Origin of the sequence: Spirosoma taeanense, assembly GCF_013127955.1 — a bacterium.
Lineage (GTDB): Bacteria > Bacteroidota > Bacteroidia > Cytophagales > Spirosomataceae > Spirosoma > Spirosoma taeanense.
On the sequence record NZ_CP053435.1, the window covers coordinates 4,580,732 to 4,597,578 of the forward strand.

6 protein-coding genes are annotated in these 16,847 nt (G+C 54.2%); 1 reads left to right on the forward strand and 5 read right to left on the reverse strand.

Annotation, left to right across the window (positions count from 1 at the left end; genetic code table 11):
• Positions 1-3: 3 nt before the first annotated feature.
• Positions 4-9,873 (reverse strand): SdrD B-like domain-containing protein, encoded by a 9,870-nt coding sequence (locus HNV11_RS19080; protein ID WP_240163566.1) that lies wholly within the window; start codon positions 9,871-9,873, stop codon positions 4-6.
• A 23-nt stretch (positions 9,874-9,896) separates the two neighbouring features.
• On the opposite strand from HNV11_RS19080, the gene HNV11_RS24040 reads away from it, so the two are divergent.
• On the forward strand, positions 9,897-10,046 hold the full coding sequence (locus tag HNV11_RS24040; protein ID WP_240163567.1) for a hypothetical protein: 150 nt from the start codon (positions 9,897-9,899) through the stop codon (positions 10,044-10,046).
• 890 nt (positions 10,047-10,936) lie between these two features.
• Here HNV11_RS24040 and HNV11_RS19085 read toward each other — a convergent pair.
• From HNV11_RS19085 to HNV11_RS19100, 4 genes are all read right to left on the reverse strand, one after another.
• Positions 10,937-14,221 (reverse strand): hypothetical protein, encoded by a 3,285-nt coding sequence (locus tag HNV11_RS19085; protein ID WP_171741181.1) that lies wholly within the window; start codon positions 14,219-14,221, stop codon positions 10,937-10,939.
• 97 nt (positions 14,222-14,318) lie between these two features.
• Positions 14,319-15,371 (reverse strand): NAD(P)/FAD-dependent oxidoreductase, encoded by a 1,053-nt coding sequence (locus HNV11_RS19090; RefSeq protein ID WP_171741182.1) that lies wholly within the window; start codon positions 15,369-15,371, stop codon positions 14,319-14,321.
• A gap of 65 nt (positions 15,372-15,436) precedes the next feature.
• Entirely contained in the window at positions 15,437-16,132 is a 696-nt protein-coding gene (gene cmk / locus HNV11_RS19095) for a (d)CMP kinase (protein ID WP_171741183.1), read from the reverse strand.
• 155 nt (positions 16,133-16,287) lie between these two features.
• Positions 16,288-16,833, reverse strand: a complete 546-nt coding sequence (locus HNV11_RS19100; protein ID WP_240163568.1) for a GNAT family N-acetyltransferase — start codon at positions 16,831-16,833, stop codon at positions 16,288-16,290.
• Positions 16,834-16,847 lie beyond the last annotated feature (14 nt).

Sequence of the window (16,847 nt, forward strand, 5' to 3'; positions counted from 1 at the left end):
GTATTAGCGGTTAATCGTCATATATCGTACAAACTTGCGGCCGTCGCTCGTCGTAATCACGTAATAATACGTGCCATCGGGCAGACCATTGGCGTCGGAACCGACGAGAACACCCGCATTAGGCTTACCGTCCCAATCGTTCTGGTAATCGTCGTTCTTGTAGACCAGATGCCCCCAGCGATTATAGACCTCCAGACTGACAGTCAGTCCCGCCATACCGCGAATTACGAACAGATCATTGATTCCGTCACCATTTGGCGAGAAGCCCTGCGGAATAAAGATCGTCGTGCTGGTTGCGGGCAGGTTCAGCGGAGTTGCTTCGCGCTCGTTCTGATCCGTCGGGTTGTTGTTGCCGTTGAGGTCCGGCACCAGTCCATTGGTCGAGATATCCGACACACTGCCGGTTCTGGCAATCGCCTGGGCATAGACCGTATTCAGGAAGGTCGTTGTGCTTCCGTTCGTCGCTACGTTCACGACAACCAGAATGGTATCGACCTTACCCACGGCCAGCCTACTGGTGCTGTCACCCAGCACAATCCTGACGTCTGTGCTGCCGTTAAACTTATCATTCAGCTTCAGCGCACTGCCCGTTGAGGTCGTAATCGGCGCTTTGACAACTGCGTACGTAGCGCCAGTCTGATTATTAAAGACCTTCGACAGCGAATCGCTCAGGGCTACGTGGGTCAGTGGCTCCGTGCCATAATTCCGAACCACGATCTGGTACGTTACATTGAAGCTACCATCCGCCTGCCGAACCGTATCCCGAACGGCCATAGCCACTCCGATATACGGGATCGTCGACAGGTTATCCAGCGTAACCGGCGTCGCAATACTGTTGTTGCGCGGGTCGAGGTCATGATCCGGGTCGTCGTTGATACCGGCCGCCGACCGGTCTTCCACCACCTGATTATTGGCCGTCAGAGCCGTTGCAACAGCCGTGTTAACGAAACGCAGCGAGTCTGCATTCTTTACGTTCACCCGAACCACGAAGTTCAGACTACTTGAGGCCCCCACGGCCAGCGTACTCATCGAATCAACGAGCATTCTGGTCACCAGACCTTGCCCCGTGTAGAGCGTATCGGTCATCAGTCCGGCGCTGGCGTAAACCCGGATACGTTCGCTGACGATTAGCGCGCCGTGCCCGAAGGTTTCGGAGAGGTTATCAACAACCTGCACCTTTCTGAGCGGTACGGTACCCCGGTTCGTTAGCTTAATCGTATAGGGCACATCAAATACGCCTTCTGCAACCTTCATTGGCGGACCAACCGATTTGGCAACCCCGATCAGCCCGGCGGGCAGATCGAACCGAACAGCGGTCGAAACGGACCCTTCGGGCGTTGGGTCGAATCCGGCATTCGAAATATCCCGAACAAACTGAGTTGTATCGGCCGTGTGGCCAGTGCCAATTACGTTCACAAAGAACGGTCCGTTGTTGCCATTCGGCTTAATGTTCACCGTCACCAGCACCGTATCCTGCACACCGGCCGCCAGCGAGCTGGCATTCGTCAGGACGTTTACGTTCGTCAGCCCATTGAAGCTGGCATTCGGAACCAAAGTACTTCCTGCACCGACAATCGGCGGACCAACTACCGTGAACGAAGTCGGGAAGGCTTTAGCCAGACTGTCCGTCAGGCTGATCCCGTACAGGTCCACATCCCCGAAGTTTTTGATGGTGGCTTTATAGGTAACGTTGTAGCTGTTGTTACCCTGTTTTTCAACCTTAATTACCGCCAGCGCTACGCCAAGGCTCGGGCCAGCGGGCTGCCCGGTGCTCAGGGTAAAGGACGAGAATCCCGTGTTATTCGTTGGATCGCCGTCGCCATCCGGATCGGCATCCCCACCATCGGCAGAGAGGTCTTCAACTTTCATTCCGTTGCTGTAGGCCGATGCCCCCGCGATGTTTCGGAACGAACGGGTGGTATCGCCCGCTGCCCGACGGATCGTTACGTCCAGGAAGAACGTCTGCGACCGGCCCGGAGCAACATAGCTCGTCGAGTCAAACAGGTTGGTGTTGCTGCCTATACCCGTGAAGCCAGAATTCCGTTTGAGACTGAAGTCGTCGTCCGTGGTGCTGATGGCGACCTTCTGAACCGAGTTGGGCGCGAACGCGTAGGCCAGATCGTCGGTCACCTGCACTTTCCGGAGCGTGTCATCGCCGAAGTTCGTCAGCACGAAGCCGTAACGAACCGTAATCAGCGAGTCGCCTTTAACCGCCGGTCGGCCAACCACCGCCTTAGCTAGCCCAACCAGGCTTGGCTTATAAGATGAGGTATCGCGCACCGTTACGCTCGACGTGTTGTTGGACAGATCGGTATCTTTCTGGTCGAGATACGTAATCTCAGCTTTGTTGATCACCTCGCCTTTCGTCAGCATGTGCGCCGAGAAGACGATGGTTTCCGACTTGCCAACCGGCAGACTGTCGATATGCTTCGTAATTACGCCACCCGACAGACTATAGTTTGGCGCTGGTCCGAGCACTAGCTCCAGACCGCCCGGCAGCACATCGCGCACATCGATATTATGCGCCGTATGAGCGCCCTGGTTGCTGACCGTAATGGTGTAGGTCACCGTCTCGCCACGTCGTACTACCGGCTTATCCGCCGTTTTGCGGATGCTGACATCTGTCGCTACCGAATCGGCGGTGCAGTTGACGATACGCACGACCACCTTCGCTGGTGCACTGACGCAGCCCAGACTATTCTTCGCAAACACATAGTACGTTCCAGCCCCTACCGAGTCTGGACGAACCAGCGTATTCGATGTAACAGCCGCTCCAATCCGGTATTCGTAGGTGCTGCCCGCCGTAGTTGCCGATAGTGCCGAGGTCAGATTTGCGATGACGGCCGGACAGGTATTGCGCAGGTTCGTTACGAGCGGAGCCGGAATGGGTTCTGCTACGTTCACCGCAACCGGGTCGGATTTTACCGAGCTGCATCCTTTCGAATCGAACAACTGAACCGTGTAACTTCCGCTTGTTTTCACCACGATGCTCTGCGTGGTAGCATTGTTACTCCACTTATAGCTGGCTGCGCCCGCCGGTGCTTTCAGCGTGACCGAATCACCGTAGCAAAGGCTGCTGGCCCCAACCACCTGAATTGTCGGAATGGTTTTGATTCCTTCTACGATCAGCACCATTTCGTCTTTAGCGACCGGACAACTGGCGTTATTCGCGCTCACTGAGAGTGTCAGCGTCACCTTACCCGCCACTATATCTTCCACGCTGGCGGTATAAGTCGCGTTGGGCAGGTACGGGTTATCGAACGTGCCCTTCCCGCTGGTCGTCCAGTATAGCACTTTACCCGCGCCACCCATCTTACCCTGTAGCTGATACGTTTTGGCCGTGCAGATCGTAGCGTCAGGCCCCGCATTAGCCGTTGCCGGATTCTGCGGATCACAGGCGATTTGTTGATCGCAACGGTTAATCTGTACGTGGATTACGGCCGGCAGACTAGAGCAGCCATTGACCGTTTTCTCGACGACGTAATACGTGCTAGTTCCCACGGCAGCCGGGTTCGTTACCTTGGATACGTCGCTCAGCGATTCAGCCGTATAGAACTCGAACACACTGCCGCTCACCGTCGCTTTGCTGGTTACGGCCGTTGTCAGATCAACCGTATTGAACGGACAGGTGTTTGTTTTGTCGACCACCGACGGCTGACTGATTTTTGGCAGCATCGTAACGACAACTTTGTTTGACGGCTGGCTGATGCAGGTGCTTGAGCTGTAGCACCGGGCCGTGTAAGTTACGCTGTTAACTGGCGTGACCGTTATCGACTGGCCGACCTGCTCGTTCGACCAGACCACCTGGCTATTTGCCGGGCAACCCTGAGCTACCAGCGTTACAGGCGCACCGAAGCAGGCCGTCGTACTGGTTATCGTGGTCGAACCCGCAATAGAAACAATCGGCGCTACCAGCGAACCGACCTTGATCGGGCAGTAAGCCGACCACGCGCTTTCGCAGGTGCCAATCACGCATTTCACCCGGTAGGAAACACTGGCCGGTGGCGTCACCGTCAGGATACTGCCTTTCGTCTGGTTGTCCGACCACACCAACGTTCCACCTTCGCAGCCCGTTGCCGTCAGGGTTACGGACTCATTGGCACAGATGGTCGGCTTGTTGCAGGCCACCGTCGGAATGCCCGGCGTACCCAGGATTATGTCGACGCTGTGCGACGGAGCGCTCGTGCAGCCATCCACCGTGCAGGTTGCCATTAACCACAGGTCGCTGCTGATAATCTTCTCGATGCTCTGGCCCACGGAATTGTCCGACCATTTAACGATTCCACCTTCGCAGCCAAGCGCTGTGAGTGTTACCTTCGTTCCAGCGCAGACCGTCAGCGATGGACCCGCCACGAGTTTAGGCGGCTCTACGTACCGGACTATAACCTTCGCCCCGATAAGGTCGAGGTCTGCGCAGACTTTTCGATCGGCGATCAGTTTAATCACGTCCGCACTCGTCGTCAGGCCCGGCTTGACAACGGCCAGATCGAGGTAGTTTTTATCGGTCGGACTGGCGCTATACACCAGCGTATGGATGGTATAATCTGCCGTTAGGGCCGAGACATTGAAACTTGGTGTTGCGCTCGTCTGCTGGATAACCTGTTCGGCTCCTTTTGTCAGAACATACAGTACCGAGTAGCCTTCGGGCTTAACCAAGCCGCCATTGGGCGTAGCCCCTATCAGGATGGTTTTATTCGTATCCGCGCAAACAGTGCCGCTCACTGCTACCAGCGTAGCCGCTTTGGCGACACAGTTTCCCTCCTTATTGACCGTAATCGAAACAGACGGAGCGCTCACGCAGGAGCGGAACTTACACTGGGCGTAATAGGTCTCGGTACCCTGCGGTCTGACGAAGATCGACGCGCCTTTGTTGTTGCCATTGACATCGTTGACCGACCAGTACACGTCACCCGGACAGCCCGTAGCGGTTAACGTAATCGTTCCACCCGGTTCGACCGCCGTAGCCGATGCCGCAATGGTTGGAACCGGTACCGGTACAACCGTAATGGGGTATTTCTTCGCCGTATCGCTCGCGCAGACACCGTCTTTGCAGAATACGGAGTAAGCTGTCGTTACGTCCGGCGACACGATGATGCTTCGGGCCGTTTCTTTCGTATTCCAGACGGGTGTTCCCTGGCAGTTATTCACCGTCAGCGTTACTGTTTCACCCGCGCAGATCGAATCGGCGCTGGCCGTTATGACCGGTGTCGGCATGGGCGTTACGTTCACTTTAATAACGTTCGACTTACCGCTGCCGCACTGCGCACCAACTTTACAAATCGCGTAGTACTCGTTGCTGGTCGGGCTGGCTGTTACGGATACAACCGATCCGGTCAGACCTGGCACACTCCAGACCACCGTACCCGCGCAGCCCGTTGCCGTCAGCGATACAACCCCGCCATTGCAGACGGCAGTCGTCGATGCCACAATCGTCGGTGCCTTACCCGATGTGTTGACCGTAATGCGAATCTTCTGCGAGGCATTGCTTTCGCACGAGCCCATCTTACAGGTTGCGTAGTATTCTCTGGTTTCGGTCGGAATGATTTCTACGCTGGCACCGGTCTTCTCGGTACCGGACCAGTTGATCGTTCCACCTTCACAGCCTTCGGCCGAAAGAATTACTTTCTCACCGCTGCAAACCACTTTCGGCAGGGTCGTGTTGATCGGTGCGCTCGGCGTTACGACCGTGATCGCTACCGACTCGGACGGATTGCTCAGGCAGGACCGGAACTTGCACTGGGCGTAGTAGCTGATGCTGGCCTCCGGGTACACCATTATACTAGAGCCGGTCAGCTTCTCATCGCCACCCCAGATTACCGTACCGTTACAGCCGGTCGCGGTCAGCACTACCTTACCTTTTGCGCAGATGGTATCCACACTGGCCGTTACCGTTGGAATGACCGGCTCAACAACCGATATCACATACGCTTTCGATACCGGGCTGGTGCAGGCACCGTTCTTACAATAAACAGTGTAGCTGTTATCGCCCAGGGTCGGCGTAACAATGATGTTGGTAGTCGTTTCGCTTGTGCTACTCCAGACGGGCGTTCCCTGGCAGTTATTCACCGTCAGTGTTACATGCTCGCCGGGACACACAATGGTCGTGCTGCACGTAATGATTGGCGTCGGCATGGTGCCGCCGACACCTATCGTCTTAGTGGCAGCGTCGCTTACGCAGTTCGCCATCCGGCACTGAACCGTATAGGTCGTTTTCGTCAGCGGACTAACGGTTATCGAAGCACCGGTTTTGTCGCTTTCCGACCACTGATACGTGCCCCCTTCGCAGCCCGACGCCGTCAGCACAACCTGTCCACCCGGGCAGACATTGTCAGTTGAAGCAATCAGGGTTGGGGCTTTTGGATTCCGAACAGTGACGGTAATCAGGTTTGATGCTGCACTTGTGCAGGCAGCGCTTGTTATACAGCTTGCCGAATAGACCGTCGTCAGTTCAGGTTTTACGGTAACGGTCAGCCCCGTCTGGCCATCTGACCATTTCACCGTACCACCGGCGCAACCCGTCGCTTTCAGCACCGTTTCGTCACCTTTGCAGATGTCTGTTATCGCGCAGGTGATGAATGGCGGCTTCACGTCGCACGCCAGCGTCTGAATCGTTACCGACGAGGTATCGTCCTGAGCATAGTTCGGATCATTCTCCGGACTGCTCACCACCGCTGTATTCTTGATCGTACCGGCTGCATTGATCGTCGCCTGAACCAGCAGGTTCCGGTCGGAGCCAACCGTCAGGCTTCCAACCGACCACGCACCCGCGCCTGCACTGTATTCACCCGCCGGAGTGGCGCTGATGTAGGTCAGCGTAGGGGGCAGCAGTTCACTGACTTTTACGCTAGTAGCCGTCGTCTTCCCTTTATTGCTTACCGTGATGGCATACGTAATGGTTTGACCGACACTATACGGCCCCGGTGTTACAACTTTCTTCAGAACTGCCAGGTCAGCCAGGCACGTGCCGACCGTCAGCGTTACCGACGTACGCGTAGCACTGGTGCAGCCATCAGCATTAACGGCCTCCGCGTAATACGTGTTCATGCCCGCCTTTGATGGCTTCACCACCAGCTTGGAGCCACTTTCAACCGTACTGAGCAGTTTATTATCCTGATCATACCAGTTGATTTTTCCGCCCGGTGCAAAACCAATCAGCTTCGTGCTGTTACCCTGGCAAACAATCGTATCGTCGCAGGCTACGCCCACCGGCGCATCGGGCCGCTGATTGATCTTCAGAATCAGCGAGCTGGTTGCTGCGCTGCAGACGCCACCCGGTCCGTCCGGGTCATTAGTCGTGGCCGTAATCAGCGCCGAGCCGCTGGTAACCGCAGCCTCCGACGGTGTAAACGTAGTGGTAAGACTGTTCGGACTGCTGAACGTTCCGCCTGCACTCGACGACCAGATTACACTCGTTGCCGAACCGGTGAGCGTAGCTTTCAGGACGACAGCCTCCCCCGAACAGGCGGACAGGCCCGGACCAATGTTCACACCCGCTACGTTCTGGCAGTTGCAGTCTACAATCTCGACCGTTAGGACCGTTGGGCTGCTATAGCAACCTTCGGCCGAACGAGCAAACAGATAGAATTTTCCGGCCCCTACGGCAGTCAGGTTAGTTACCTTGGTCGCTTCCGAACGCAGCGCGCTGGTATACCACTCATAGGTCAGGCCCGGACTTTTGTTTTCAATCGCAATCTTCGTCAGATCGACTGTTCGCTCGGGGCAGGTATTCTTGATATTGCCCAGGCAGATCGGGGTCTGTACGACTGTAACCGTCACGACAACCGGCTTGCGGGCGCTCCGGCAGCCATCGTCCGTAGTTGCTTCTGCGTAATAAACCGTGGTCGTCGTTGGCTTCACCGTAATGGCTTCGCCACTATTAACCGTGGCAAAAGCAGTTCCATCATAGGGCGTCAGATACCAGCAGACTTTAGCACCAGCCACCGTTGTGGAAGCGACCAGTTTGATTGAATCGCCGTAACAGAGTCCGGCGTCATTCGAGGCAACGAGGTTAAAGTTGGTCGGGCACAGTAATTTCAGGCCAGCATCGACGGTCAAATTTACCAGACCCGGCGAGAGCGTATAGCTGCCGGTCCTGCCTGTAACGCCATCCGCATCACTATCAGTGGCGTCATCGCCCTGATTAGCGCCCGTTAGTGCATAGCCCCGGCCGCGCAGACCGGTTGTATCAAAGACCACATAGTAGCCAACGCCCGGCGTCAGGTTCGTGAAGAGATAGCCACCATTGCTGTTGGTCGTCTGACTGTCCACCGGCGAAGTTTGCCCTTCTTTATATAAAGTGACCTTTACGCCCGCCACACCGACTTCACCAGCTCCGCCCTGCTGGCCGTTACCATCGTTATCCAGGAAGACCAGATCACCCAGCGATGCGCTCAGTAGTTTCAGGCCGGCGTCGACGCTGGTGTTGTTCTCACCCGCACTTAAGCTATAGGTCTTCGTTGTTTTGCCATCTGCACCCGCGTCGCTGTCGAGTGCGGTGTTGGTCGTCGCGTTGGGCTGGGTCAGCACGTAGCCCCGGCTCTGCAGGCCGGTTGTGTCAAACACTACGTAATACCCATCGCCCGGCGTCAGACTGGTGAAGCTGTAAGCGCCCGTGGCTGAGGTCGTCGCTGAAGCGATCAGTGTCGGTGTACCACCCGCAACGGTGCTGCTCTGGTAGAGCGTTACTTTTACGCTCGCCACGCCCGTTTCCGAGCCGCCGTCCTGAATTCCATTGCCGTTAATATCCACAAATACCAGATCGCCCAGAGACGCGCGCGTATCCACAAAGCCTGCGTCAACATTCAGGTTGTTGCGGGCGGTGTCGCTTTCAGGTTTGCTGGTGTCTACCTGATAAACGCGAGTAAACCCATCGGGTCCGGCATCGCTATCCACAGCGTCGACGGGTGTAGATGCAGCATCCTTTTGGGTGATCGACAAGCTATCCGGTACGATGAACCGGACTTTATACTTACCGTCGGTCAGGCTATCAAATAAGAATTTACCGCCACCAGCGGTGAAGGTCGAATCCAGTTTGGTCGTGCCCGTTTCATCGTATAAATAAACCCTGACTCCGTTCAGACCCGTATTGCCATCATTCTGGATACCGTCTTTGTTTGTATCCAGGAAGACGTAATCGCCCAAGCTGCCGTAAAGTCCCCGGATTACTTCAATATCACAGCAGTTTAGGGCCGGACAACCGTTTCGGTAGGTTGTAAACCGGTAAACCCCCGGCGATTTAATGGTGAGCGACGAATCTGGGTTAATAAGGGCCGAGTCAGCCGAAACTGTCGTAACGTCTTTATTATTCCGGAACCAGATTATCTTATTATACCCGGTTGGAATGCTGACCAAGAACTCATCACCCGGATACCAGAAAATAGGTACCGAGAAACAGACGGCGTCATAGTCATCCTCTGCCAGACTCTGGTTGTTGGGCTGCGAATCCTTATCTGTCTGACTGGCTGATATTACCTCCGCCGTATTGAACCAGACTCCCCGCGCTAGAACCTTAGCATTCAGCGTCAAAACCGCCGAATCGCCCGGTGCAATGGCGCTCACGCTCCAGGTTCCGGACGTATAGGTTCCGGTGCCGCGCAGCGTAGCAGCCGATGCGGGCACATACTCGGCCCCTGCGGCTGGCAGTTCGTCTTTTATAATAACATTAGTGGCCGTAGCGGCTGCGCCAGCGTCATTTTTGACGATTACGGTGTACGAGATGACATCACCGATAGCTGGCTTCTGATTGCTGACCAGTTTGCGAACGCTCAGGTCAATCGTTGGCGTCGTTTGCGCCTGCGACGTACCAATCGTCAGTCCGGTGAGGAGAACGGTTAAGAGTGTCCAGGCAGCGATTATCGGTTTGCCTGCCGCCAACGCAGTCTGAGCAGACTCTACAGATGAACGTAACCGTTTCTCTGCCGAACCGGGCCAATGGCTGGTGCCGGATACCGCTGAAGCGGGAGTTTGTAGAGAAGGTTGACTCAGTAAAGTTTGCTCATCCATTGGGTATTCTACGTAAGAAGGTAAGGCTTGCTGCGGTGGGGTAATTCGATGTTCAGGAAAAGGTGGGGCCGGGACGTCCGGTGGCTCGCAGGTGACTCGCCGTGTACGTTTAACAAACGGCAACCGATGACCGGCACCGTTCATCAGAGGAGCCGACACAGGGGCCGGACGTAATAACCAGGATGAGAATCTGCTTTGCAGGAAATGCAGGTAGTAACCAATCAACCGACCACTTTGTCGGGTTAAGCGATGTGTTTCAACGGGAACCACCCCCAACAGAAGGTTGGTTAACGGTTGAGGGTATAGTTTACGTAGCGTAGAGGTTACTCCCATCTGCAACTTGATTTAGGGTGGTTTGCTAACAGCAAATACCCCTTCTGGTTTGCGTTATTCAGACCTCGAAACCGTGACTGAGTCACGACCTGCGAGGCTGCTGATTCACTAATCTATTTTGCTTTTAGCGAAGAACGAAAACTATGCCAAACAATATTGTTTTATAAAAAGGAGTATCGGTAACAAATAAATACATCTAATCTAAAATGTTGTTACCTAATTGCAGACCAAACCACCGCCTGGAACTGACCTTGCTTTTGTTCTTTCAGGAAAAGCCGAACCCTTTTTCTGGATGGCTGTAGTCAGCGAAAACTATGCCAACCACATGACAACCAGTCTTACGATGTTTCATGGAAACTTGCTTGTCGTGCAAACAGATAATACCCCATTTGTGGGGTATGAACGACAGACAAAAAGGAGAGAGAAAATGCCGAATGGCTGACCTGAGGCAAACTGCCAGGAAGGCAGATCTGTTATTCAGAGGAACAAATATACCAATGAATTAATAGTATAAAACTTTTTTAGCTGATAGGCCCCGGTGGTAACTTAGTTAAGTTACCACCGGGGCCTATCAGCTAAATTCTTTATTCGGGAAGCTGACCTAGAAATCGTATCCCAGCGTCAGGTACGCGATGGGTTTGCTGACAACTTTATTTTCGAGTCCCCAGCCGTAGTCAAACTTCACGAAGTAGCCAAACAGCATGGTCCGCGCACCGGCTCCGTAGCCAATCAGGAACGGATTTTTGAAGTTCGTAACGGTTGCCCGGAACGGCAGGTTGCCCCCGCCTACGGTTTCTGTGTTCAGGCTGTTTTGCTGACTAAACGGCCCTTTACCTGCCCAGGCCGTACCGATGTCGGTGAAAGCGACCAGCTGCAGATTCCGCAGGAAGTTCGACGTTACGTTACCCCGGTATAAGTACCGAACCAGCGGCAGCCGAAGTTCGGCGTTGAAGAGCATGTGGCTGGTACCGGTTAGTTTACCCTGCCGGAAACCACGCAGCGGAGCGGCAAAATCGGCAAAGAACACGCTCCGATAATCGTAAGGAATCTCCGTAGGAATTAGATTAGGAACCAGCAGCGGATTGGCCGCAATCTGCTCTTTGGTGTTCGACCCGATCCAGTTTTCCATTCCGCCCAGCGTGCTCTGCTTGGGCGATGGCCCACCCGACTGACTAAAGGAGAACCGGGCGGCCAGCACCAGATCGCGGTGAATTTTCTGATAGTGGCGTAAATCGATTGTGAACCGCCGGAACCCTTCCGACGCGGCTCGCAGACCGGCATACTCCTCGAAGCGAATTTTCATCTTCGTGCCGATCGACATATTCATACCATTGATGTTCGTGTTGTCGTAAACGAACTCCCCCCGCAGGCCGGCATAATCGGAGGTACGATCCGGCTCGGCATACGAGGAAATGTCGATCAATCGGGTGATGGCGTAGAAAGGCGACAGCGTAAACCGGCTGGCCACCGAAATTGGGTAGGAGGCCGAAACGGCGACCCGGTTGTACCGGTATTTCTGACTCAGTCCGCCGTTATCAACAAAAAGCGTTTGCCGGTCGACACGAGCGCCGTAATCAATGCGGTTTGTGAGGTTGTTGTATTCCGCAAACAAATTGCTGTTGCGGAGAGTGGTGGTAATGAATAGACCCGCCCGTAGTACGTGATTTTCCAGCAAATCGGTCAGGGTTACGTCCTGCGCGTAGCCAAAGCCCCGAATCGGATCAACCCGCCAGTTCGACGTAGCGTCGTTTACGCCGAATAGTCCTTTATAATCGAATGGCCCCCGAATAGTGATGTTCTCGCGACGCCGGTTTCGGGGCAATGTTGTCGACAGAATCGGTACGCTGCCCGGCGAACGACGCTGCCGGTATTCAGCCGCTTTCAGGACTTCCGAATCAAATTGATAATTGTCAGTATCAACCTCGCCCGGTTCCAGAGCGATGCGCTTCTCCGGGTCTGGCTGCAAACCGCCTGACTGCGCTCGTTGCGTAGCCGTCGAGTCAGGTTGCGCACCAGATTGGGCAGCCGGCGCATTGGTATCCGTCCGGGCTGTTCCGGAACGATTTACGTTGGCCCGGGCAGTGGGGCTGGCCATACCTGAACTGATGCTGCGTTGCGTCGGTGGTGCCTGAACCGTCTGGTTCAGGTTGAACTGCGAGCGGAAGCCAATGTATTCTTCCCCGTTTTTCAGGCTGCTGTACACAAATCCGCCATTAGCTGGGTTCAGGTCGTATAACCGGATACTTTGTGGGAAAGCAGTGATCTGTCCTATAGCACCCGACTCCCGATTCAGTCGGTACAGATTCCGGATTCCGCTGACATCGTTGAGGAAATAAATGGTTTCTTCACTAGCCGGAATAGGCTGCGTCGCATAGGACAGCGAATCGGTTAGCCGCACCAGCGACAGATCACGCGCACTCCCTTCGTGAGAAAACAGAAGCATCCGGTTCCGTATGGTCTTGTACGACCCTTTATCAACGCCCAGACTATCCAACTGCCGGTTTGAGGAGAAAACCACCTCCCGCGCTGTACGCCCAACGAACTGCGGATACAGATCATCGTACAGGTCGTTGGTCAGTTGCTGATACGACCCCCGGTTAATGCTATACAAAAACAGATCGTTCTGACCTTTCCGGTCGGCACTCAGGATCAGGCTTCCCCCATCCTCCGACGCATCGACCGAAACTACCTGCGACAACCCATTAATTGACCGCTTAAACTCCCGTTTCGGGCGCTTTTCAAAATTACTGTACTGATAAAGGTTGATTTTACCCAGTTCGTCGGTAATCACAATAAGATTGTTGCCGCGCTGCCAGGCGACTAAGGGCGTATTAGTCCGGGCTGCCTGACCGTCGAGCCGGTAACCGCCCTGCAATACCGTCGTTTTTTTTCGGTTGGTGGTATTAACCACCTCTACGGCAAACTTTCCGTCGCGAACAGTGGCATACGCGAAATACTGTTTGTCGGGGCTGAGTTTAAGGCTGTTCAGTGCCATCTCCCCATCGGCTGAGCTGAGTTTAATCTGAAAGTCGTCGGCGCTGGATCGGTACGCCTGCGTTACGCTATTGGCCATACCGGTATAAAACTCGCGCCAGTCGCGCAGAAACCGGTTGTAGGGAACCCCCAGCGTACTGGAGATACTGCTTTGTTCATTCCGGATTATTCGGGTCAGGTTCAGAATGTTCGACACATTGTCGCGGCCGTATTTCTGAACAATATAGTTCCAGATTGAGTGACCTACCCGCTCAGCCTCAGCCCCAGACAGTAAAGACGGTTTTTTGACGGGGCGCGTGAGCGAAACATCACGCATGTAATCGTCCAGTTCCAGGCTGTTGCCCTCGGCAATGTAGGCCGCAATACCGGGCATGAACCAGTCGGGCAGCGTGAGCAGCAGCGAACTTTGAAGAGCATCCTTGAGGCTACCGCCGTATAGCATGTCATACACGAACAGCATCGATACGTCGCGGATGATCTGCCGCCGGAAACTGATCTGATCGCCCGTAAAAGCCAGTTCCACGCGCGACTTCGACAGGTCCAGTTCACGGCTGCTCAGCCCCCCCTGCGTGTTGAGGCCGATGTTACTCTGGGCCAGTTCCTGCGGGGAGTTGAACAGAAAGATTTTGACCCGGTTATAGGGCGTATAACCCAGCAGTTCGGTAATTCGGTCAAATTCCGATTCGGCATATTGCGCCGTGAGGTTGGCAATCTGGCTGCCATCCTGGTAATAATAAATCTCAAAATTGGCGGTTCGGATAATCTTCCAGTCAAAATTCTGGTATTGAATCCGGTTCTTCCCGAAACGCTCCAGCGACGGGTAGTTTTGCGCTGTGGCTGCACTCATCATCCCTAACCACAGGCCCACCAGCAGAATGTATTGATTTCGCATACTGATCAGAAAGACGTTCGACGCTGAATTCTAGGCATACCAGCGAAGAAATTTATTGCTGGTTAACGGGTGAAATTCAGTTCCTCAATTAACGTAACTATAACGAAACACAGCGGCTAATATTCGCTTCCGGCTCTAATTCTTCACCGTCCAGCAGGTGCCGGGCGAACTGCTCGGCCAGGTAGGGCGCCAGCGAAACGCCTTTGGTACCCATACCCCCAAAAATACCCACGGCCGGATGCGACGGATGCAGACCAATAAAAGGCCGGCGGTCTTTGGTCGATGGTCGAATTCCAGCCTGCTGCGCAACGATCTGATACGGAACTTTCAGAACAGCACGCACTTTCGAATGTAAAAACTCGCGACCCTCGTCGGTTGTTTGCCAATCCAGATCGTGCCAGGAATAGGTAGCGCCAATCCGGACCAATCCGCGCCGAATGGGCAAAATAAATACGCCCTGATTCACGATTGCCGTAATCGGATACTGGTCGACCAAGGCCGTCAGAATCTGGCCTTTCACCGGATTGTAAGGGAGCCAGTCGAATAATGGATTCTGGCGGGCCTGCACCCCATCGCAAAATATGACTTTATTAATCGTCAGGCCGTTCCACGTTACGTTATGGGCCTTTATTGTCAGCTCATCAGGCGTTATAATTCCTTCGTAGTATTGATTTTTTTTAATGAAATAGCCTTTGATTACCCGGACGTATTCGCCCAAATCGAGCCAGCCCGCCTGGGTTACTTCGATGCCGCCGAACGAATTGTTGATAAAGTCTTTATACAACTCATTATCAACTTCCTTCTGGATATACCGCTGAATATCGGGGTCGGCGGTCAGGGTTAGATAAGCCATTTTTTCGGCCTCAGAGCGAAAGGGCCGGTAGATGGTTCTGGGATGAAAAAACTGCACGCCCAGCGCCTGCTCGGTGTCGGTATAAAACTGGTGAAGAAACGGAAACAGTTCATCGGCTTTCCAGGTGCGAACCAGCTTCCGGCCCGTCAGCGGATTCACAATCCCAGCCGCCACCGACGACGCCGACGGTAAGCCTGGGGCGTCGGCCACGAGCAATGAACACCCCCGCTGGTCGAGTGTCCAGGCCAGGGCTGAACCGGCCACTCCCTGCCCTACGATTAGGAAATCGATCGTCATTGCTGAAGAGAGAAAAGCACGTGAAGCAGGAAAGCGGACCGAAACACCTTGTTTCGGTCCGTCAATTAACTATTGCGGTGAATTTCGGCCAGCCGACGGTCGGCCAGTTCAATCACCCAGTCCACCTGTTCTTCAATGGTCATAAAGGACGTATCCAGCAGCGTAGCGTCGGGGGCCTGTACGAGCGGACTTTCGGAACGGGTGGTATCAATCAAGTCCCGCTTCTCGAGATTACGAATAATCTCTTCCAGATTGATCATTTCACCTTTTTCGAGCAGTTCCTGCTGCCGGCGTTTGGCGCGGGTAAACGTATCGGCCGTCATGAAGACTTTGACTTCGGCGTCGGGAAACACTTTCGTGCCAATATCACGTCCATCCATAACTACCCCCCGCCGGCGGCCCATCTTCTGCTGCTGCGCCACCATCGCCCAACGTACTTCTGGAATTGCACTGACCTCGCTGACGATGTTGGAGATATACATTTTGCGAATCTCCTCTTCAACGTTCAGGCCATTGAGACAGGTTTCGTTCTTACCCGTTCGGTTATTGTGATTGAACGTAATGTGAATGTGCTCCAGAGCCGCCTTAACTTCCCGGTGATTGGAAAAGGAGATTCGCTCCTGGATGAAAAACAAACTCACTGCGCGGTACATCGCGCCGGTATCAATATACCCATAGCCCATTCGGGCAGCCACGGCCTTTGCGGTAGTACTCTTTCCGCAACTTGAATATCCGTCTATTGCAATAACTATCTTCGGCATGAAAGCTCAGTCCGCCGAAGCGGTAATATTTCGGCAAAATAACCACAAAACAGAAGGATAATCAACCAGGCTAGTAGTCTTCTGAAGCCCGAACCAGCCAGCCACCCATCGAGACTGTCCTTTCACTGCGATACCGGCACCCTGAGCCGTTTTATTTACAAGCCCCTGAATTCGGAGCGCAGCAGGGCAAAAATATGTTCGTCCAGGTACTGATTATTTTTTACGGCGGCCTTCTTATGAATCGCTTCGTGACGAAATCCGGCCGACTCTAGCACTTTCATCGACCCAATGTTGCCTTCCAGTACGCAGGCAAATAACCGATTGACCTGGAAGTTGCCAAATATATAATCGGTCATTACCGGAACCGCTTCCGACATGATTCCGCGCCCCCAGTACGGTTCGCCAAGCCAGTAACCAATCTCCGCATTGTACCGGTATATATCGTCTTTAACCGTAAAGCCAATGTTGCCCACCGCCTGTCCGTCTACTTCAATAGCCAGGTTGTTAGGTTGTTGATACGACTTATTGGAACGTACCCACGAATGAGCATCACGGGGGGTGTATGGATACGGAAAAAAATCCCGGACATTGTTCCAGATAAGCCGATTGCTGGCATAACGGGCCAATGACTCTACGTCGCCCTCGCGCCAGGGACGAAGTCGGCACGTTTTGAGCTGAAAGGTTACCAATGTAGTCGTCAATGGGAGGCAGAGTT

Excerpts from the sequence above, each read along its gene's own strand:
- HNV11_RS24040 (WP_240163567.1), top strand. The coding sequence starts at position 9,897 with ATGAACGTAACCGTTTCTCTGCCGAACCGGGCCAATGGCTGGTGCCGG.
- HNV11_RS19085 (WP_171741181.1), bottom strand. The coding sequence starts at position 14,221 with ATGCGAAATCAATACATTCTGCTGGTGGGCCTGTGGTTAGGGATGATG.
- HNV11_RS19090 (WP_171741182.1), bottom strand. The coding sequence starts at position 15,371 with ATGACGATCGATTTCCTAATCGTAGGGCAGGGAGTGGCCGGTTCAGCC.
- cmk (WP_171741183.1), bottom strand. The coding sequence starts at position 16,132 with ATGCCGAAGATAGTTATTGCAATAGACGGATATTCAAGTTGCGGAAAG.